Raw genomic sequence first — 19,208 nt, 5'->3', positions numbered from 1 at the left:
CTGGTCGTTGAGCGAGCGGAGCGAGACGAAACGCGCACCCCGCCTGAGAGGGAAGAACTGATGCTGTACTCCCACGTCACGCCGGCCGAGAAGCGCCGCCTGTTCCGCGAGCGGCTCGCGAGCGGTGAGCTGCTGCGGTTCCCCGGCGCCTTCAACCCGCTGAGCGCCCGACTGATCGAGCAGAAGGGCTTCGACGGGGTCTACATCTCGGGCGCGGTGCTCTCTGCCGACCTCGGGGTGCCCGACATCGGCCTCACCACCCTGACCGAGGTCGCCGGCCGCGCTAAGCAGATCGCGCGCATGACCGACATCCCCGCGATCGTCGACGCCGACACCGGCTTCGGCGAGCCGATGAACGTCGCCCGCACGATTCAGGAGCTCGAAGACGCGGGCCTCGCCGGCACCCACATCGAAGATCAGATCAACCCGAAGCGCTGCGGCCACCTCGACGGCAAGAGCGTCGTCGACGAGAGCACGGCGATCCGTCGCATCCGAGCAGCGGCCGACGCTCGTCGCGACCCCAACTTCCTGATCATGGCGCGCACCGACATCCGTGCGGTCGAGGGCCTGGAGTCGGCGATCGATCGCGCCAAGGCGCTGGTGGATGCCGGGGCCGATGCCGTCTTCCCCGAGGCGATGCGCACGCTCGCGGAGTTCGAGGCGATGGCGGATGCGCTCGACGTGCCGATCCTCGCCAACATGACCGAGTTCGGCAAGAGCGACCTGTTCTCGGTCGACCAGTTGCGGGACGCCGGAGTGAACATGGTCATCTGGCCCGTGTCGCTGCTGCGCATCGCGATGGGCGCGGCGGGCCGTGCGCTCGATACGCTGAACGAGGAGGGGCACCTCACCTCGAAGCTCGGTGAGATGCAGCACCGTGCCGATCTTTACGACCTGATCGACTACGAGTCCTACAAGGAGTTCGACTCGGGCGTCGCAGGCTTCACCGTCACGAAGGAGTGAGCATGACCGAGCCGGACATCAAGAAGGGCCTCGCCGGGGTCGTCGTCGACACGACCGCGATCTCGAAGGTCAACCCCGAGACGAACAGCCTGCTCTACCGCGGCTATCCCGTGCAGGAGCTGGCGGCGACCCAGCCGTTCGAGGCGGTCGCCTACCTGCTGTGGCACGGCGAGCTGCCGACGTTTGAAGAGCTCGCGGCCTTCCGGGCGCAGGAGCGTCCGCATCGCGCCCTGACCGACAACGTCAAGGCGGCGATCGACCTGATCCCGATCGAGGCGCACCCGATGGACGAGGTGCGCACGGCCGTGAGCCTGATCGGCGCCTCCGACACGAACGCCGGCGGCTCGGTGCTCGATGCCGGCGGCAGCCCCGAGGAGAACCTCGAGCGCAGCATCCGCCTGTTCGCCGCTCTTCCCGCGATCGTCGCCTACGGCCAGCGACGCCGCCGAGGCGAGGAGCCGATCGCACCGCGCGACGACCTCGACTACTCGGCGAACTTCCTCTGGATGACGTTCGGTGAAGAGCCCGACCCGGTCGTCGTCGACGCGTTCAACCGCTCGATGATCCTGTACGCCGAGCACTCGTTCAACGCCTCGACCTTCACGGCCCGCGTCATCACCTCGACCCTCAGCGACCTGTACTCGGCCGTGGTCGGCGCGATCGGCGCGCTCAAGGGGCCGCTGCACGGCGGCGCGAATGAGGCCGTGCTGCACATCTTCGACGAGATCGGCGAGGCGTCGAACGTCGTGCCGTGGCTCGATAAGGCACTGGCAGAGAAGCGCAAGATCATGGGCTTCGGTCACCGCGTCTACAAGAGCGGCGACTCGCGCGTGCCGACGATGAAGGCGGCCCTCGACACGCTCGTCGAGCACTACGACAGGGCAGAGGTGGCAGAGCTCTACGACGCTCTCGAGTCGGAGTTCGTGGCACGCAAGGGCATCTACCCGAACCTCGACTACCCGTCGGGCCCGGCGTACAACCTGATCGGCTTCGACACCCTCACCTTCACGCCTCTGTTCGTGGCGGCGCGGGTGACCGGGTGGACGGCGCACGTGATCGAGCAGGCCGGTGCCAATGCGCTGATCCGCCCGCTGTCGTTCTATGACGGTGTCGACGAGCGGCACATCGAGAGCTGACACGGCTCTCGCCCGTTGGAATCGCGCCCGTTGGAATCGCGCAAATGACCCTGTTCCGCGATGGAACAGGGTCATTCACGCGATTCGAAACTCCCCGGGGCAGGGTCGAAGCGCTGACTAGGCCAGCTCGATCACCGACCACGACAGCGGCGGAAGGGTCGCGCGCACCGCGCCGTCGACGACCTCGGCTGCGGCGAGCGGCACCATGTGCACGGCATCCTGCGTGGTCTCGAGGTTCGCGGTGTGACGGTCGCCGCCCTCGGGGATGGTCAGCGTCTCGGCGTTCACGACTCGGAGCCCCGTGAGGCCGCGGAGCTCCACCGTCAGGTCGCTCTCCTCGTCGAGGGAGCGGTTCGCCACGAACACGACGACGCGTCCGGTCTCCTCGTCCCAGGTGGCCGCCGCGTCGACCGCGTCGACCCCGCCGTAGCGCTTGGTCTCGATCTGCGGCGCCGACACCGCGAGGCGCAGGATGCGGCCCTTGGCGAGACGTGCCATGCGCTCGAAGGGCCAGAAGCTCGTCTGACGCCAGGCCGGACCGTTCTCCTCCGAGCGGATCGGCGCGATCACGTTCACGAGCTGCGCCTGGTTGGCGATCTTCACGCGGTCGCCGTGGCGCAGGAGGCTGTTGAGCAGCGTGCCCACGACCACGGCATCCGTCACGTTGTAGGTGTCCTCGATCAGACGCGGATGCTTCTTCCACCCCGCCTTGGCGATCTCGACCGACTCGACGTCGTTGAACTGCACCTGGTCCCACACGTTCCACTCGTCGAACGAGATGTCGACCTGCTTCGTGTGCTTGCCTGCGGCCTTCACGGCGTCGATCGTCGCGATGACACCGTCGATGAAGGCATCCATGTCGACGGACTCCGCGAGGAACGACTCGGCATCGCCGTCGTGCTCCTGGTAGTACGCGTGCATCGAGATGAAGTCGACCTCGTCGTAGGCGTGGGTCAGAACCGTGTTCTCCCAGGTGCCGAACGTCGGCATCGAGCGGCCGGACGAACCGACCGCGACGAGCTCGATGGTCGGGTCGACCAGCTTCATGGCCTTGGCCGACTCCTGGGCCAGGCGTCCGTACTCCGTCGCGGTCTTGCCGCCGATCTGCCACGGTCCGTCGAGCTCGTTGCCCAGGCACCACAACTTGATGTCGAACGGCTTCTCGGCGCCGTTCTTGCGACGGAGATCCGACCAGTAGGTGCCACCGGGGTGGTTGGCGTACTCGACGAGCGAGCGGGCCTCTTCGACGCCGCGGGTGCCGAGGTTGATGGCCTCCATGACCTCGACGTCGGCCTCCTTCGCCCAGTCCATGAACTCGTGCAGACCGAACGCGTTGGTCTCGATCGTGTGCCAGGCGCCGTCGATGCGCACGGGGCGATCTTCGACCGGGCCCACCCCGTCTTCCCAGCGGTAGCCGGAGACGAAGTTGCCCCCGGGGTAGCGGACCACGGTCGGACCCATCTCCTTCACCAGGGCGAGGACGTCCTGACGGAAGCCGCGCTCGTCGGCCTGCGGGTGCCCCGGCTCGTAGATGCCGGTGTACACGCAGCGCCCCATGTGCTCGACGAACGACCCGAAGAGCCTCCGGGGGACGTCGGCGATGGTGAAGTCGCGGTCGATGGTGATGCGGGCCTGAGACATTGCTCTCCTAGATTTCTGGCTCTCGAGCCGGGTGGGGGACTACTGACCGCCGAAGCCGCTGGTCGCGACTCCCTTGACGATCTGCTTCTGGAAGATGATGAACACGATGATCAGCGGCAGCGCCGCGAGCACGGCCTGAGCCATGACCTGGGCGTACTGCACGCCGTAGGCGCTGATGACCGTCTGGAGTCCGACCGGCAGCGTCATCAGGGTGGTGTCGTTGATGACGAGGAACGGCCAGAGGAAGTTGTTCCAGGCGCCGATGAACACGAAGATCGCGACGGATGCCAGGATCGGGCGCGAGAGCGGCAGCACGATCGACCAGAAGATGCGCAGGCGACTCGCGCCGTCGACGCGCGCCGCGTCTTCGAGCTCGATCGGGATCGCGTCGAAGAAGCGCTTCAGGATGAACACCATGGCGGGGGCGACGACCTGCGGCAGGATCAGGCCCCAGTAGGTGTCGATCATGTTGAACGCGAGCATCTCGTAGAACAGCGGGATGATCAGAACCTGCGGCGGCACGACGATCGAGGCGATGATCGCCACGAACAGCCACTTGCGACCGGTGAAGTCGAGCCGCGAGAACGCGTAGGCGGCCATGGCCGAGATCGTCAGCGTGATCAGGGTCACGGCGACCGAGGTCCACAGGCTGTTGAACGCCCAGGTGTAGACGTTGCCCTGCGACAGGATCGCCGTGAAGGCCTCGATCGTCGGCCCGGTGGCGCCGATCCACGACGGGTCGCCGCTGGCGGCATCCGTCTCGGTCTTGAAGGCGGTCGCGACCGCCCAGAGGAACGGCAGCAGCCAGCCGACCGCGAGGATGATCAGCACGACGAGAGCGCTGATGCGGAGTGCGCCGAACGGCTTCTGACCGGGCAGGTGCGAGCGACGGGCGCGCGCGGGCTTGGCGGTGGTGATGGTCTCGGTGAGAGTGGCGGTGGACATCACAGCTGCGACTCCTTCCGGCGGCGCGAGATCAAGGCCTGCGCGACGCCGATGATGACGATGAGAGCGAAGAACACATAGGAGATCGCGGCCGAGTAGCCGAATCGGTAGCTGACGAAGCCTGCCTCGTAGATGTACTGGACGATCGAGCGGGTGGTGTCGCTCGCGACTCCGCCGAGCATCTGGTACGCCTGATCGAAGAGCTTCAGCGAGGCCAGGATCTGCAGGATCAGGATCAGCACGGTCGCGGGTCCGAGCTGCGGGAGCGTGATCGACCAGAACTGCCTCCACGGCCCGGCGCCGTCGAGGGATGCCGCTTCGTACTGCTGCGGCGGGATGTTCTGCATCGCCGCGAGGTAGAGCAGGAAGTTGAACCCGACCGTCCACCAGACGGTGGCGATCACGATCGACAGCATGTTCGTGTCGGGGTTCTGCAGCCAGGCGAGCGGCTCGAGGCCGAAGGCCTTCAGGATGTTGTTGGCCGCGCCGATCTGCGGGTTGAAGATCCAGACCCAGATCTGCGAGATCACGGTCGAGGCGAGCAGGTACGGCATGAAGAACGACAGCCGCCAGAGCCACTGACCGGGGATGCCGCGGTCGACGAGCGCGGCCATGATCAGCGCGATCACGACGAGCGGGACGGTGGAGAGCAGCGTGAACCACACCGTGTTGCCCATCGAGCGCCACATGACCGGGTCGGCCAGCGCCTCGGCGTAGTTCGCGAAGCCGACGAAGGCGCCGCCTGCGCCGGTGAGCGACTGGTCGGTGAAGCTGAGGATGATGCCGTGCACGATCGGCCAGGCGAGGAACAGCACGAAGGCGATGAGGAACGGGGCGAGGAACGCCCAGCTGATGAGCTGCTCGCGGTTGCGGGAGCCGGCGCGACGGATCGGCAGCGCGGCCTTGGAGCCTGTGACGATCGTGCGGGTGGAGTCGGTTGCGGTGGTCATGATGCGAACGTCCCCTCGGGATCAGCCGGGTTCGGCTGGCTGAGGAGCGTGTTCACGCGGGCCTCGAACCGGTCGATCGCGGCGGCGGGGTCGTCGCCCGAGAGCAGGACTCCCTGCACGGCGGCGCCGAACTCGCCCTGGAAGTTCGATCCGGATCCGGTGAACCACGCGGTCGGGTCGTAGACGACGTGCTGAGCGGCCTCGGCGTAGTGCGCCTGCGGGATCAGGTCGTCGTACTCGGGGGATTCGGTGACGGGAAGGAAGGCGGGGATGTGTCCGGCTTCTGCCCAGCCGAACGAGCCCTTCAGCATGTCGGCGACGAACTGGTAGGTCAGGTCGCGCTTCTTCTCGTCGGCGTTCGTCTGGTGCGGCAGCACGAACGAGTGCGAGTCGGCGTAGACCGCCGGTGTGCCGTAGAGCGTGGGGATCATGGTCGCGTCGAACGGGATCCCGGCGTTCTGCATGGTGCGCAGCTCCCAGACTCCGGTGAACAGCATCCCGCTCTTGCCGGTCGCGAACTCGGCGACAGCGCTGCCGTAGTCGGCCTGTGCGAGGGCGATCTCGCCGTCGAGCAGGGTGCGCATGAGCGAGAGCGATTCGACCGCGGCATCCTTGTCGATCACGGCCTTGCCCCCCGGCGGGAGCTCCATCGCGCCGCCGTGCTGCGAGTAGAAGGTGTAGAAGAGGCGCCACATCTGGGCGCCGTCGCCGAGGTATCCGTACGAGAGCGCATGGCCGTCGGCCTTGCCGCCGATCGTGCGCAGCTGGTCGACGAACTCGTCGGGGGAGGAGGTCTCGATCAGGCGGCCGTCGCTGTCGAGCACACCCGCGGCGTCGCAGATGTCGGTGTTGAACATGGCGACGAAGGGATGCGCGTCGAGCGCGATGCTGTACATGTTCTCGCCGACGAAGCCCTTCTCCCAGATGGGCTTGGGGAACTTCGTGCTGTCGACGCCGAGCGAGGAGAGCCGGTCGAGGTCCCAGGTGTCGAGCAGGCCGCCAGGGGCCCAGCCGACGGTGCGGGTCGCGTGCATGATCGCGACGTCGGGGGCCCGGCCACCGGCGCCGGCCATCGCGAGCTTCGTGTAGTACGGGGTGCCCCAGGCGAGGACCGTGGGGCGGATGCGGTACGCGCTCTGCGCGGAGTTCGCGGTGTCGAGCAGCTGCGACATGGTGACGCCGTCGCCGCCCGAGAGCAGATGCCAGAACTGCAGGGTCGTGGTGTTCGAGCCGGGGACGGTGCCGGGTGCGCAGCCGGCGAGCAGGGCTGCCGCGGCTGTGACCGATGCTGCGGTCAGGAACTGCCGTCTGGACATATCGAGCGGGGGCGTCATCGTCACTCCTTCGTGACTGCGGGCGGGATCGAGGTACATCATTACATCGATGTAATCGCGTGCGCAAGAGGGATCGTGAGAGGACGAGTCGCCGCCGGATGCTGCGCGGCTGCGCGCGTCAGGCGCGGTAGCCGCGCGGGGTGCCCTGCGTGCTGTCGCGCTCGAGCAGATGATGCGAGAGGGTGAGTGCTCGAGGTGGGGTGCTGCGGTCATCCATCCGCGACTCGAGAAGACCCAGCGCAGCGTCGGCGAAGGCGCGTCGATCGAAGGCGATCGTCGTGAGCGACGGTGACGTGTACCGCGAGAACTCGACGTCGTCGAAGCCCGTCACGATCACGTCGCCCGGCACGCTCACGTCGTGGTCGTGCAGGGCGTGCAGGGCGCCGAGTGCCAGAGAGTCGGTGAAGGCGACGATCGCGTCGAAGGCCACGCCCCGTCGGAACAGCGTCTCGACGCCATCCGCTCCGCCTGTCATCGACCACGGCATCGGGTTGATCTCGAGAGCGGTGTCACGGGGGATGCCGGCCTCGCGGAGCGCGTCGTGCACCCCTTCGAGACGCAGGCGGCTGGTCGCGGTCGCGACCGAGGGGTCGTCGTCCGCTCCGATCACCGCGATACGGGTCGCACCGTGCGAGAGCACGTGACGGGTGACATCGGCCGCAGCGCGTCGGCTGTCGATGCGCACGTGATCCGCCCTGTTCTGCTCCACCTCGCCGAGCACGACGAGCGGCGGCAGGCGATCGGCGTACTTCAGCACGCTGTCTTCGAGGCGGATGGGGTTGAGGATCAATCCGTCGACGAGGTGGGCCCGAGCTCGGGAGACGAGCTCCTTCTCGCGGTCGGGGTCGGTCGCGGTCTCCTCGATCTGCACGGCGAGCCCGCGCTCGTGGGCCGCATCGACCAGGCGGTGCATGAGCTCGGCCGAGAAAGCGGTGGCGAGGTCGGGGAGTGCGACCGCGATGATGCCGGATCGCCCCTTGCGGAGGCCACGGGCGCTGAGGTTGGGCGCGAAGTCGAGTTGGGCCATCGCCGCCTCGACCCTGACGCGGGTCTCCTCGCGCACGGCGACGGTGCCGGTGACGACGTTCGAGACGGTCTTGGGCGAGACGCCTGCCAGCGCGGCGACGTCTTTCATCGTCGAGCGGGGCGGCATCATCGCTGTCATCCGGTCAGCCTATCCATGACGACCTTCATCGACGGTGGTACATCGATGTAGGCGGTGCGGCTCTGACTAACATGGCGCCATGAGCATCGAACGCAACTGGGCAGGCAACCTCACCTATCGCGCATCCGCGGTCGAGCACCCGTCGTCGATCGAGGAGCTGCAGTCACTGCTCGCGCGCGGCGGGTCCGTGCGGTTCCTCGGCTCCCGGCACTGCTTCAACGACATCGCCGACACCGACGGGGTGCTCATCGCCCTCGACCGGCTGCCCGCCGTGTTCGAGATCAATGACGCCCGCGACGCCGTGCGCGTCTCGGGCGGACTGCGCTACGGCGACATCGCGCCGCGCCTCGGGGCGGAGGGGCTCGCGCTCGCGAACCTCGCCTCATTGCCGCACATCTCGATCGCCGGAGCCATCGCCACCGGGACGCACGGGTCGGGCGACGCGATCGGGTCGCTGGCGACCGCGGTGCGGGCCCTGACGATCATCACCCCCGCCGGGGATACGCGGACGCTCTCGCGCGGCGACGCGGACTTCGACGGTGCGGTCGTGAGCCTCGGGGCGCTCGGCGCGGTCGTCGAGGTCACGCTCGACGTCGAGCCGACCTACGACGTCGCGCAGCACGTGTTCGAGCATCCGTCGTGGGATGCGATCCTGGCCGACTTCGACGAGGTCACGGGCATCGGCACGAGCGTCAGCATCTTCTCGACCTGGACGCGCACCGACATCGCCGACCAGATCTGGGTCAAGCAGCGGCACCCCGAAGCGCACGAGCTCGTCCGCGACGACCTGTTCGAGCGGCTCGGTGCGGAGCCGGCGACGGCGAAGCGGCATCCGATCCTCGGCGTCGATCCTGTCGCCTGCACCGAGCAGCTCGGCGAGCCGGGGCCGTGGTTCGAGCGGCTCGCGCACTTCAAGCTCGAGTTCACGCCGTCGGCCGGCGCCGAGATCCAGAGCGAGTACCTGGTGCCCCGCTCCGACGCGGTCGCCGCGATCCAGGCGGTGCGCACGCTCGCCGGCCAGATCGCACCGCTGCTGCTCGTGAACGAGATCCGCACGGTCGCCCCCGACTACCTCTGGCTGAGCTCGTCGCAGGGGACGGATGCCGTCGGCATCCACTTCACGTGGAAGCCCGACGAGGCGGCGGTGCGCGAGTTCCTGCCGACGCTCGAGGCGCTTCTGCCCGCGACCGCCCGCCCCCACTGGGGCAAGGTCTTCACCCTCGACCCGGCGGAGGTGCGCTCGCGCTACCAGCGGTGGGACGACTTCGCAGCCCTCGCCGCCCGATTCGACCCCGAGCGCCGGCTCGTGAACCCGTATCTGGAGCGCCTCGGGCTGTAAGTCCGTCCGGATCACGGTCGGCTCCGGGCTGCGTCGGTTAGATCAATGCCGGTATGAAGCATCGGGACGGTGTGTGTCTTCGTATGAGGGCACTAGTGTGAGGAGCACAGTGATTCCGGGGGGAACAGTGCGCCAAGAGATTCACGTGGATCATGACGGTATGCAGGGCATAGCCGCGATGCTGAACGGCCTGAACATCGGTGGGCAGGAGAGCGACTTCGATCTCTCGCCGATGTGGAGCGATCTCGTGACCTCGGCCGCCTCGAGGTTCTCGCACGGCTGGGGAGATGCGCTAGTCGCGCTCGAATGGGATGCGCGCAGTCTCGCCGGTTCCGTCGACGAGACGGTCGCCGACTTCGTCGCTGCCGAACAGGCGAACTTCGATGCGCTCACCAGCTTCGTCGCTGCGCTGGACGAATGATGCCTTCCCAGTGGACACGGTCGGATCCGGGGGCGGGCGATGTCGGAGCATGCACGGCCGCCGCTCGATGGGCTGAGCTGCAGGTCTCTGATCTGTCCGACGCGCAGGCCGCGGTGACGACGATCCTGCGTGATCTCGATGCCTCGTGGACTGGGGAGAGTGCCGACGCCTTTCGCGGGCGTGCGGCCCGGCTGCGACGCGACTTCGAGGACTCCGTCGAGGCGATGGATGCTGCGCGCAAGGGTGTCGTGGAGTACGGCGACGCTGTGGCCGAGATCGCGGCGAGGGCTGAGGTGCTGAGGCAGGACATCGCTGCGGCGCAGCTGACCCTCGACATGGTGAGTGAAGGCGGGCTGTTCGACAACGACGCCGCGGGCCTGGAGCACGCGTACCAGGCGGAACGGCGGGCTAAGAAGGATGCGAAGATCGCGACCGACGCACTCGCTGAGCTCGCCAGAGACAGAGCGACCGCGGATCAGACTCTCGCGAGTCTGCTGGCCCGCGTGGCATCCGCCGCCTGGGACGGGTTGCGTTGCGTCGTCGCGAGTCCAGAGGGCTCGCGACGAGACCAGGCGAACACGCGTGTGATGGAGTTGCTCGGTCAATTCTGGAAAGGTGACCTCGGGCGCGGAGCGGTCCTCGGTCCCGACGACCCGTTCTTGTCGACGTTGATGCGGAGCGATCACATCGAGAGTGTGCGAGAGCGGGTGCTGTCTGACCTGCGAAGTGGGAGGTTGGACGCCGTCGGGATCTACGACCGCTCCATCAGCAACAACCCATCGGTGCTCATCAACGATGGCGTGAACCTCGCAACCAGCACGATGTCCGGCCCCGTTGCAGATTTTCACCTGAACAGCCAGAATCTTCCGGAGTCTTTCCTCGGGTCGTACTCACTCCAGGTGTTCGCGGGTGACCCCCGCGTCGATGGAGGCGTCGAGGTGACCTACGTGATCAATAACGACACAACCATCGATTCCGCGACCCGCATCCCGGGAACCGGAGGCGGCCATCTTCCGATCGTCTACCCTTCGATGATCGCCGCGGAAGCCGACAGCGGCGAGTGGGCATCGCAGCACCAGACGATCGTGTGGACGGAGACGGTATTTCCATGAGTGAGCTCGTGCATCGTCGACGGGGCGTTGCCGTGGTAGCCGGAGGCATCGTCGTGGCACTGTTTCTCGCAGGCTGCGCGCCGCAGGTCGCGTCTCCGATCGGCACATGGCGCGCAGTGGGCGAGGACACCGGCACGCTCACTGTGAACGAAGATGGTTCCTTCGCCCTGAGTGGCGCCTCCTTCAACCCTATTGACGACCGGGACGCAGACGGCGACTTCTCTGGCTACGGTACTTGGGACGCCTACCCCGACCAGCCGGAAATCGTTCTGCGCTTCTCCGGGGCTTCGCAGGGCGATCGCCGCGTGCAGCCTTCATCTCCCTCCGCGGATTTCAGATCCGGAGTCATGCGCTTCACCGATCCGGACGAGACAGTCGGCATCGAGTTCCGTCTCGAGGATCCAGCAGAGTGATGACCGAAACTGCTGTCGTCGTCGTCACTCTGTCGGGATCCAGGCAAGCGAGGTCGAGGGATCGCGGAGCGCCCAGTCGTGGTGCGGAACGAGGGCACGATCCGTTGCACCACCCCGGTTGTTCTCGGTAACATTCTCCGAGGCCCGGCCGACGGAGGTGCGCATGGCGAACGTCGGCTCCGACAAGCCCAACATCCGTCAGGTGGCGACCATCGCCGGCGTCTCGCACATGACGGTGTCGCGTGTTCTCAACGATCACCCGAACATCAAGCCCGACACGAAGCGCCGTGTCCTCGAGGCGATCGAGGAGCTCGACTACCGGCCGAATCTCGTGGCCAGGGCCCTCGCCACTCAGCGCACCCGGCGCATCGGAGTGATCGTCGAGAGCGCAGTGGCGCACGGCCCGACCAGCATCCTGCGGGCCGTCGAGCTCTCGGCGCGTGCCACCGGATACTCCGTCACGCCGATCGCTCTGCACGAGGGCGACCCGCTGTCGCCCCAGGAGGCGGTCGACAACCTCGTGACGCAGGGCGTCGATGCGCTGTGTGTGATCGCGCCCCGCTCGTCGTCGGTGGCTGCTCTGCGGCGCATCGCGATCACGGTGCCGATGCTCGTCGTCAAGGCCGACGCCGACCCGACGTTTCTCACGGTGTCGATCGACCAGCACGCCGGCACGACGTCGGTCGTCGACCACCTCGTGGCGCTCGGGCACCGAGACATCCTGCACCTCTCCGGCCCGCTGGACTGGCTCGACGCGAGAGCGAGAGAACGCGCTTTTCACACGAGGGCCAAGTCGTGGGGCATCCGTGAACGGCCCATCGTCGTCGGAGACTGGTCGGCCGATTTCGCGTACGACTTCGCGAAGGGCCTCACGCGGCTGCCGGACTACACGGCGATCTTCGCCGCCAACGACGACATGGCGATGGGGCTGATCCACGGGCTGCACGACAGGGGCTTCGAGGTGCCGAGAGACCTCAGCGTGGTCGGGTTCGACGACATCCCGCTCGCGCGGCACTTCATCCCGCCGCTCACGACGGTGCGCCAGGACTTCGGAGCGCTGGGCGTCGCGGTGGTCGAGATGCTGCGTGCGGCCATCGAGGGCCGTGACATCCCTACGCTCACCCGGATCCCCACCGAGCTCGTCGCCCGCGGCTCGTCCGCCGCACCCCGGGAGGTGCGATGACACCCGTCCGTGGTCCCGAGCCCGTGGTGCGGCTCGAGGGCATCACGGTCGAGTTCCCCGGTGTGCGCGCGCTCGACGGCGTCGACTTCCGCCTGTTCCCCGGCGAGGTGCACGCCGTGATGGGAGAGAATGCCGCGGGCAAGTCGACACTCGTCGCGGTGATCACCGGCACGCTCTCTCCCGAAGAGGGCGTGGTGCTGGTCGACGGCGAGCCGCGACGCTTCTCGGGAGTCGCCGACAGCCGAGCGGCCGGCATCGCGACGGTGTTCCAGGAGGCGCAGCTGAGCCCCAACCTCAGTGTGGCCGAGAACGTGATGCTCGGGCGTGAGCGCCGGGGCCGGTTCGGCATCGACTGGCGCAGGACCAGGGCGGATGCCGCCGAGGCGCTGGCCAGGCTGGGGCTCGACGACCTCGACCCCAAGACGCCGCTGTCGATGCTGACGCCGGCGCAGAAGCAGCTGGTCGCTCTCGCTCGCGCGGTCGTCGACGACCCGAGGGTGCTCATCCTCGACGAACCCACCTCGAGCCTCGACGTCGCCGAGGTCGCCACCCTGATGCGGGTCATCCGGGGTCTGCGGCAACGGGGGGTCGCGATCCTGTTCATCTCGCACTTCCTCGAGCAGGCGTTCGCGATCAGCGACCGCATGACCGTGCTGCGCAGCGGGCGACGCGTCGGCGAATATGCGACGCGCGACCTCGACCGAGCCGACCTGATCTCGAAGATGCTCGGCAAGGACATCGACAGCCTGAGGGCGCTCGGCTCGGAGCGCAAGGCGCATCACTACGCGTACGACGGAGAGCCGGCCATGCAGGCGTCGGGTGTCGGTCGACGCGGTGAGCTGGAGCGGATGGACGTCGAGATCCAGAGGGGCGAGATCGTGGGGCTCGCGGGGCTCCGGGGCTCGGGTCGCACCGAGCTCGCCTCGTTGCTCAGCGGTTCGGTGCGCACCGACAGCGGAGAGCTCTGGGTCGACGGCGAACGGGTGCAGCTGCGGAGCCCCTCGGCGGCGCTGCGGCACCGCATCGCGCTGTCGGCCGAGAACCGGGGAACGCAGGGCATCATCGGCGAACTCACGGCACGCGAGAACATCATCCTCTCGCTGCAGGCGCTGCGCGGATGGACTCGTCCTCTCTCGCACGCCGAGTCGAGGGGCTTGGTGGAGACCTACGTCGAGGCGCTGCACCTCGACCCTGCGGACCTCGACCGTCCGGTCGGCTTCCTGTCGGGGGGAACGCAGCAGAAGGTGCTTCTCGCTCGAGCACTGGCGGTGCGCCCGCACGTGCTGATCCTCGACGAACCCACCCGGGGGATCGACATCGCGGCGAAGGTCGAGGTGCAGCGCCGCATCAGCCAGCTGGCCGGAGACGGCGTGGCAGTCGTGTTCATCTCGTCCGAGCTCGAAGAGGTCGTGCGGCTCAGCGACCGCATCATCGTGCTGAAGGACCGCGAGAAGATCGGCGAGCTCAGCAACGGTCCGGGGGTGACCGTCGACACGGTGGTCGAGATGATCGCCGCCGAGCTGAGTCACAGCGCAGAACTGTGATCGGTAACAACTTCGCTCGACATTGATATGCCCGATTTGGTAACGAACTCTTGTGTTTCAGAAATTGTTCCCGGTAACATCGCCGCAGGACATGCGAAGCAGCTGTCCTGCAATCACGACAGGACCATGACTGGTCCGCCACTGCCGGAGTGACCACCGGCATCTCAAAGAGGAGAAGAAATGTCCGCGAAGAAGCGCATCCGCGTCGCGTTCGGCCTGGCAGCAGTCGGCGCACTCACCATCGGCCTTGCGGCCTGCTCGTCCGGTGACTCGGGCGGCTCAGGCGACGGCGGCGGCTCGGAGGAGATCACGACCGTCGGCTTCGTGGCCGTCGGCCCCGAAGGCGCCTGGCGCGAGGCGAACGAGCAGAACATCCAGGACACCTTCACGGAGGAAGCCGGATACGAGCTCAAGTACGCCCCCGCCACGAACCTCGACCAGAAGTCGCAGATCGACGCGTTCACGTCGTTCGTCGATGAGGGCGTCGACGTCATCCTGCTGTCGGCCACCGAGGCCTCCGGCTGGGAGGACTCGCTCAAGCGTGCGCAGGAGGCGGAGATCCCCGTGATCCTGCTCGACCGCGGCATCGAGCCCGACGACGACAGCCTGTATGTGACCCGCATCGCACCCGACAACGTCGAGGTCGCGAAGGAGGTCGGCACGTGGGCTGCGGCCACGTTCCCCGACGGAGGCAACTACGTCGTGCTCGAGGGTCCGGCCGGAGTCGGCGTCGTGAACGAGCGCAACACGGGCTTCGACGAGGGCCTCGGCGACTCATCGCTCACGAAGCTCGACGCGCAGACCGCGAACTGGTCGGCGGAAGAGGGCAAGAGCGTCTTCGAGACCATGCTGAAGTCCTCGAACAACGACATCCAGCTCGTGTTCGCCCAGAACGACGAGATGGGACTCGGTGCGGCTCAGGCTGCGGAAGAGGCCGGACTCGTCGTCGGCGAAGACGTCAAGATCGCCACGATCGACGGCACGAAGAACGCCATGCAGGCGCTCGCCGACGGTCAGCTCAGTTACGTGCACGAGTACAACCCGCTGTTCGGTGAGACGGCGATGGAGGTCGTCGAGAAGACGCTCGCCGGCGAAGAGGTCGAGTCGTACATCGTCGTCCCCAGTGAGGCGTTCGACTCGGCCGAGGCGGCCCAGGCCGTGCTCGCCGACCGCAAGTACTGACCGAGCACCGAACCCGACGCCGGAGTGATCCGGCAGCGAGCCCGGGTGGGGCAGGAGCACTGCGCCACCCGGGTTCTGCAGACGGAGAGACAGCGATGAACGAAGCACTGCCCATCGTCGAGATGCGGGGGATCTCAATAGAGTTCCCGGGCGTGAAAGCCCTCGACGGAGTCGATTTCCGCCTGTTCCAGGGCGAGGTCCACGCGCTCATGGGAGAGAACGGCGCAGGAAAGTCGACCCTGATCAAAGCCCTGACCGGCGTCTATCAGATCGACTCGGGGTCGATCGTCGTCGCCGGGCAGGAGCGCAGCTTCGGCGGCGCCGGCGATGCGCAGGATGCCGGGATCTCGACGGTGTACCAGGAGGTCAACCTCGCACCCAACCTCTCGATCGGCGAGAACGTGATGCTCGGGCATGAGACGCGAGGTGTGTTCGGCATCAACTGGACGGCCACCCACCGAGCCGCGACCGACGCTCTCTCCCGACTCGGCCTGGGGCACCTCGACACCCGCCGACCGCTCTCGACACTCTCGATAGCGCTGCAGCAGCTCGTCGCCATCAGCCGCGCGATGGCGATCAAGGCCAAGGTGCTCATCCTTGACGAGCCGACCTCGAGCCTCGACGCCGCCGAGGTCGAGGGCCTCTTCACCGTGATCCGCGCTCTGCGAGATCAGGGCGTCGCGATCCTCTTCGTCTCGCACTTCCTCGATCAGGTCTACGCGATCAGCGACCGCCTGACGGTGCTGCGCAACGGACAGTACGAGGGCGAGTACCTCACCCGCGACCTCGACCGTCATGCCCTCATCTCGACCATGATCGGCAAAGACCTCGATGCGCTCACGTCGCTCGGGGGCAACCGCCGCCGTGCACCGCGCGAGGCCGACGAGAAGCCGCTGCTCGCGGCATCCGGCATCGCACGCCGCGGAGCGGTCGAGGCGACCGACCTCGACATCCGCCCCGGCGAGGTGATCGGCTTCGCCGGGCTGCTGGGCTCCGGGCGCACCGAGCTCGCCCGACTGCTCTATGGTGCCGACCGCACCGACGAGGGCACGATCGAGCTGCACGGACGCCGGGTCGACCTGAAGTCGCCCGCCGATGCGCTGCCTCGCCGAATCGCCTTCTCGACCGAGAACCGCCGCGACGAGGGGATCATCGGAGACCTGACCGTGCGCGAGAACATCGTCCTGGCGGTGCAGGCAGAGCGCGGCTGGGCGCGGCCCATGAGCCGCAAGGAGCAGGACGCGATCGTCGACCGCTACATCGAGCAGTTCAACGTGCGCCCGGCCGACCCCGACCGGATGATCAAGAACCTCTCCGGCGGCAATCAGCAGAAGGTGCTGCTCGGGCGCTGGCTCGCGACGCAGCCCGAGCTGCTGATCCTCGATGAGCCGACCCGCGGCATCGACGTCGGTGCCAAGGCCGAGATCCAGGAGGCGGTGGCCGAACTCGCCGAAGACGGCGTCGCCGTGGTGTTCATCTCCTCCGAGCTCGAAGAGGTCGTGCGTCTCTCCGAACGGATCGTCGTGCTGAAGGACCACCGCAAGATCGGCGAGATCCAGAACGGCCCCGACGTCACCGCGCAGGTGATCGTCGATGTGATCGCCGCCCACGGAGTGGAGGCCGCTGCCGAGACGCTCGACGACACCGACGGCGCCGTGCCCGATAGCATCGCCCCCACGACCGACAAGGAGGCAGCGCGATGACCGCGTCAGCCGGCACCACCATCTGGCGGGATCTGATCCACAAGCCGTTCTTCTGGGGCATCGTCGCGATCCTCGCGCTGCTCGCCCTGAACGTGATCAAGGATCCGACCTACCTCGCGCTGTCGATCAACCCCAACAACGGCAACCTCGTCGGCAACCTGATCGACATCCTGCGCCAGGCGGCGCCGATCATGATGATCGCGATCGGGATGTCGCTCGTGATCGCCACCGGTGGCATCGACCTCTCGGTCGGATCCCTGATGGCCGTCGCCGGGGCGGTCTCGATGGAGTTCCTCAGCGCCGCGGGCGACTCGTTCGGCGCAGCGCTCGCCGCGGTCGGACTCGCGCTGGTCATCACCGGCATCCTCGGGGCGGTCAACGGTCTGCTCGTCGCCTATGTCGGGCTGCAGCCGTTCATCGCGACACTCGTGCTCATGCTCGCGGGTCGAGGAATCGCCAAGGTGATCACCGGCGGGCAGAACACCACGGCGTCGAACGACGCGTTCCGCTGGATCGCGAACGGCTTCGTGATCGGCATCCCCGTGGTGTTCATCCTCGCCGTGCTCATCGTGATCGCCGTCGGCTGGGTCGTCAGGCGCAGCGCGCTGGGACTCATGATCGAGGCCATCGGCATCAACCCTCGGGCCAGCCGCATGGCGGGAATCAAGCCGAAGGGCCTGCTGCTCACGGCGTACATCATGAGCGGCATTCTCGCCGGCATCGCGGGTGTCATGTCGGTCGGCAGCGTCATGACCGTCGACATCTCCCGCACCGGATACCAGCTCGAGCTCGACGCGATCCTCGCGGTCGTGATCGGCGGTGCCTCGTTGGCGGGCGGGAAGTTCTCGCTCAGCGGCGCGTTCGTCGGAGCGCTGCTCATCGCCACCCTCGACAAGACCGTGCTGTATCTCGGCGTCTCGTCGTCGGCGACCCCGGCGTTCAAGGCCATCGTGATCGTCATCCTGTGCCTGCTGCAGTCGCAGCGGGTGCGCAGCTGGTTCCGTCGACGCCGGAGGGCGCGACCGGTCGAACAGATCATCGCGAAGGAAGAGGTGTCCGCATGAGCGTCCTGACCGCCACGCCGGCTCCTCAGGCAACCGAGACCGTCGTCGACCGCCTGCGACGCATGATCACGGCGAATCCCTCGGTGCTGCCGACCATCGCCTCGGTCGTCATCTTCGTCGGCATGGTGATCTTCGGTGAAGTCGCCTACGGCCGCATCCTGCAGTTCAGCACCGTCTCGAACCTGCTCATCAACAACGCGCACCTCATCGTGCTCGCCGTCGCGCTGACGTTCGTGATCCTCACCGGCGGCATCGACCTCTCGGTGGGGTCGATCATCGCGGTGTCGTCGGTGGCCGGCGTCATGCTCTCGAACGCCGGATGGAACGCCTTCGCCGTGATCGTCGCGATGATCGGCATCGGCGTGCTCTTCGGCATCGTCTCGGGAGTGCTGATCCGGTACTTCAACGTGCAGCCGTTCATCGCGACGCTGGCGATGATGTTCCTCGGGCGCGGCCTCGCGTCGCTGCTCAGCACCAAGCCGGAGCGACTCGGTGAGGAGTCGCCGATCCGGTGGATCGGCACGCAGCTGAAGATCATCGACGGCCCCAAGGTCAACGACCTCGTGATCACCCCTGCGGTGCTCGTCGCCGTGATCGTCGTGGCGGCCGCGTTCTTCGTGCTGCACCGCACGCGCACCGGACGCACGGTCTATGCGATCGGCGGATCCGAGAGCTCCGCTCTGCTGATGGGGCTTCCCGTGCAGCGCACCAAGGTGCTCGTCTACGTGATCAGCGGTGGCCTGGCCGGTCTCGCCGCGGTGCTGTACACCGCACGACTCGGCACCGCGCAGAACATCACCGGCATCGGATGGGAGCTCGATGCGATCGCCGCCGCGGTGATCGGAGGCACCGTGCTCACCGGGGCTTACGGTTACGTGCTGGGCTCGGTCGTCGGTGCGCTGGTGCTCGGGCTGATGAACGTGCTGATCACGCGCGACGGCGGCATCCCACCCGAGATGACGACGATCATCACCGGCGGCATCCTGCTGGTGTTCGTGCTGCTGCAGCGGGCGGTCACCCGCAAACGGGAGTAGCACCGTTCGCATCATCTGAATGGCCCCATCTCGCATAGAGGTGGGGCCATTCGCGTGTCTGAGCACCCTGAAGGTCCCA

Annotated in this window: 17 protein-coding genes; 12 read left to right on the top strand and 5 right to left on the bottom strand. The window is 67.3% G+C overall.

Translation table 11 applies throughout. The features are described 5' to 3' along the window. Positions 1-60: 60 nt before the first annotated feature. Together prpB and RQG77_RS15355 are read left to right on the top strand one after the other, a co-directional pair. Complete coding sequence (gene prpB / locus RQG77_RS15360) at positions 61-963, top strand: methylisocitrate lyase (protein WP_311245511.1); 903 nt, start codon at positions 61-63, stop codon at positions 961-963. Between the two features lie 2 nt (positions 964-965). Further along, positions 966-2,099, top strand: coding sequence for a bifunctional 2-methylcitrate synthase/citrate synthase (locus RQG77_RS15355; protein ID WP_311245510.1), 1,134 nt, complete (start codon positions 966-968; stop codon positions 2,097-2,099). Positions 2,100-2,216: 117 nt separating this feature from the next. On the opposite strand, the gene RQG77_RS15350 is transcribed toward RQG77_RS15355, so the two are convergent. From RQG77_RS15350 to RQG77_RS15330, 5 genes are all read right to left on the bottom strand, one after another. After that, the gene (locus tag RQG77_RS15350) at positions 2,217-3,740 is read right to left on the bottom strand and encodes an alpha-N-arabinofuranosidase (RefSeq protein ID WP_311245509.1); all 1,524 of its coding nucleotides are present in this window, start codon (positions 3,738-3,740) and stop codon (positions 2,217-2,219) included. 39 nt (positions 3,741-3,779) lie between these two features. After that, positions 3,780-4,685: a carbohydrate ABC transporter permease gene (locus RQG77_RS15345; RefSeq protein WP_311245508.1), complete on the bottom strand. Its 906-nt coding sequence runs from the start codon at positions 4,683-4,685 to the stop codon at positions 3,780-3,782. After that, complete coding sequence (locus tag RQG77_RS15340; RefSeq protein ID WP_056512545.1) at positions 4,685-5,635, bottom strand: carbohydrate ABC transporter permease; 951 nt, start codon at positions 5,633-5,635, stop codon at positions 4,685-4,687. Before RQG77_RS15340 ends, RQG77_RS15345 begins: the two co-directional genes overlap by 1 nt. Beyond that, positions 5,632-6,969: an extracellular solute-binding protein gene (locus RQG77_RS15335; RefSeq protein ID WP_311245507.1), complete on the bottom strand. Its 1,338-nt coding sequence runs from the start codon at positions 6,967-6,969 to the stop codon at positions 5,632-5,634. The genes RQG77_RS15340 and RQG77_RS15335 overlap by 4 nt, the downstream gene beginning before the upstream one ends. 118 nt (positions 6,970-7,087) lie before the next feature. Further along, positions 7,088-8,134 carry a LacI family DNA-binding transcriptional regulator gene (locus RQG77_RS15330; protein WP_311245506.1) on the bottom strand — a complete coding sequence of 349 codons (1,047 nt, stop codon included), beginning with the start codon at positions 8,132-8,134 and terminating at the stop codon, positions 7,088-7,090. 79 nt (positions 8,135-8,213) lie between these two features. Here RQG77_RS15330 and RQG77_RS15325 point away from each other — a divergent pair, with 79 nt between their 5' ends. The 10 genes from RQG77_RS15325 (at position 8,214) to RQG77_RS15280 (ending at position 19,129) form a co-directional block, all read left to right on the top strand. Further along, the gene (locus tag RQG77_RS15325) at positions 8,214-9,473 is read left to right on the top strand and encodes a D-arabinono-1,4-lactone oxidase (protein WP_311245505.1); all 1,260 of its coding nucleotides are present in this window, start codon (positions 8,214-8,216) and stop codon (positions 9,471-9,473) included. 145 nt (positions 9,474-9,618) lie between these two features. Beyond that, the gene (locus RQG77_RS15320; protein WP_311245504.1) at positions 9,619-9,894 is read left to right on the top strand and encodes a hypothetical protein; all 276 of its coding nucleotides are present in this window, start codon (positions 9,619-9,621) and stop codon (positions 9,892-9,894) included. Continuing rightward, positions 9,891-11,006: a hypothetical protein gene (locus tag RQG77_RS15315; protein WP_311245503.1), complete on the top strand. Its 1,116-nt coding sequence runs from the start codon at positions 9,891-9,893 to the stop codon at positions 11,004-11,006. The genes RQG77_RS15320 and RQG77_RS15315 overlap by 4 nt, the downstream gene beginning before the upstream one ends. Next, positions 11,003-11,419 carry a hypothetical protein gene (locus RQG77_RS15310; RefSeq protein WP_311245502.1) on the top strand — a complete coding sequence of 139 codons (417 nt, stop codon included), beginning with the start codon at positions 11,003-11,005 and terminating at the stop codon, positions 11,417-11,419. Before RQG77_RS15315 ends, RQG77_RS15310 begins: the two co-directional genes overlap by 4 nt. 163 nt (positions 11,420-11,582) lie before the next feature. Continuing rightward, on the top strand, positions 11,583-12,602 hold the full coding sequence (locus RQG77_RS15305) for a LacI family DNA-binding transcriptional regulator (RefSeq protein WP_311245501.1): 1,020 nt from the start codon (positions 11,583-11,585) through the stop codon (positions 12,600-12,602). Continuing rightward, positions 12,599-14,146: a sugar ABC transporter ATP-binding protein gene (locus tag RQG77_RS15300; protein WP_311245500.1), complete on the top strand. Its 1,548-nt coding sequence runs from the start codon at positions 12,599-12,601 to the stop codon at positions 14,144-14,146. Before RQG77_RS15305 ends, RQG77_RS15300 begins: the two co-directional genes overlap by 4 nt. Before the next feature lie 180 nt (positions 14,147-14,326). Next, complete coding sequence (locus RQG77_RS15295) at positions 14,327-15,328, top strand: substrate-binding domain-containing protein (protein WP_311245499.1); 1,002 nt, start codon at positions 14,327-14,329, stop codon at positions 15,326-15,328. 95 nt (positions 15,329-15,423) lie between these two features. Further along, entirely contained in the window at positions 15,424-17,031 is a 1,608-nt protein-coding gene (locus tag RQG77_RS15290; protein ID WP_311245498.1) for a sugar ABC transporter ATP-binding protein, read from the top strand. Further along, entirely contained in the window at positions 17,028-18,095 is a 1,068-nt protein-coding gene (locus tag RQG77_RS15285; RefSeq protein WP_311245497.1) for an ABC transporter permease, read from the top strand. The genes RQG77_RS15290 and RQG77_RS15285 overlap by 4 nt, the downstream gene beginning before the upstream one ends. Then, positions 18,092-19,129 (top strand): ABC transporter permease subunit, encoded by a 1,038-nt coding sequence (locus RQG77_RS15280; RefSeq protein ID WP_311245496.1) that lies wholly within the window; start codon positions 18,092-18,094, stop codon positions 19,127-19,129. The genes RQG77_RS15285 and RQG77_RS15280 overlap by 4 nt, the downstream gene beginning before the upstream one ends. Positions 19,130-19,208: the final 79 nt, after the last annotated feature.

The organism is Microbacterium sp. WCS2018Hpa-23 (genome assembly GCF_031843845.1).
In the GTDB taxonomy this organism is placed as follows: Bacteria; Actinomycetota; Actinomycetes; order Actinomycetales; family Microbacteriaceae; genus Microbacterium.
The sequence above is the reverse complement of the archived record's forward strand: the minus strand, read 5'-3'. Positions and strand labels throughout refer to the sequence as shown.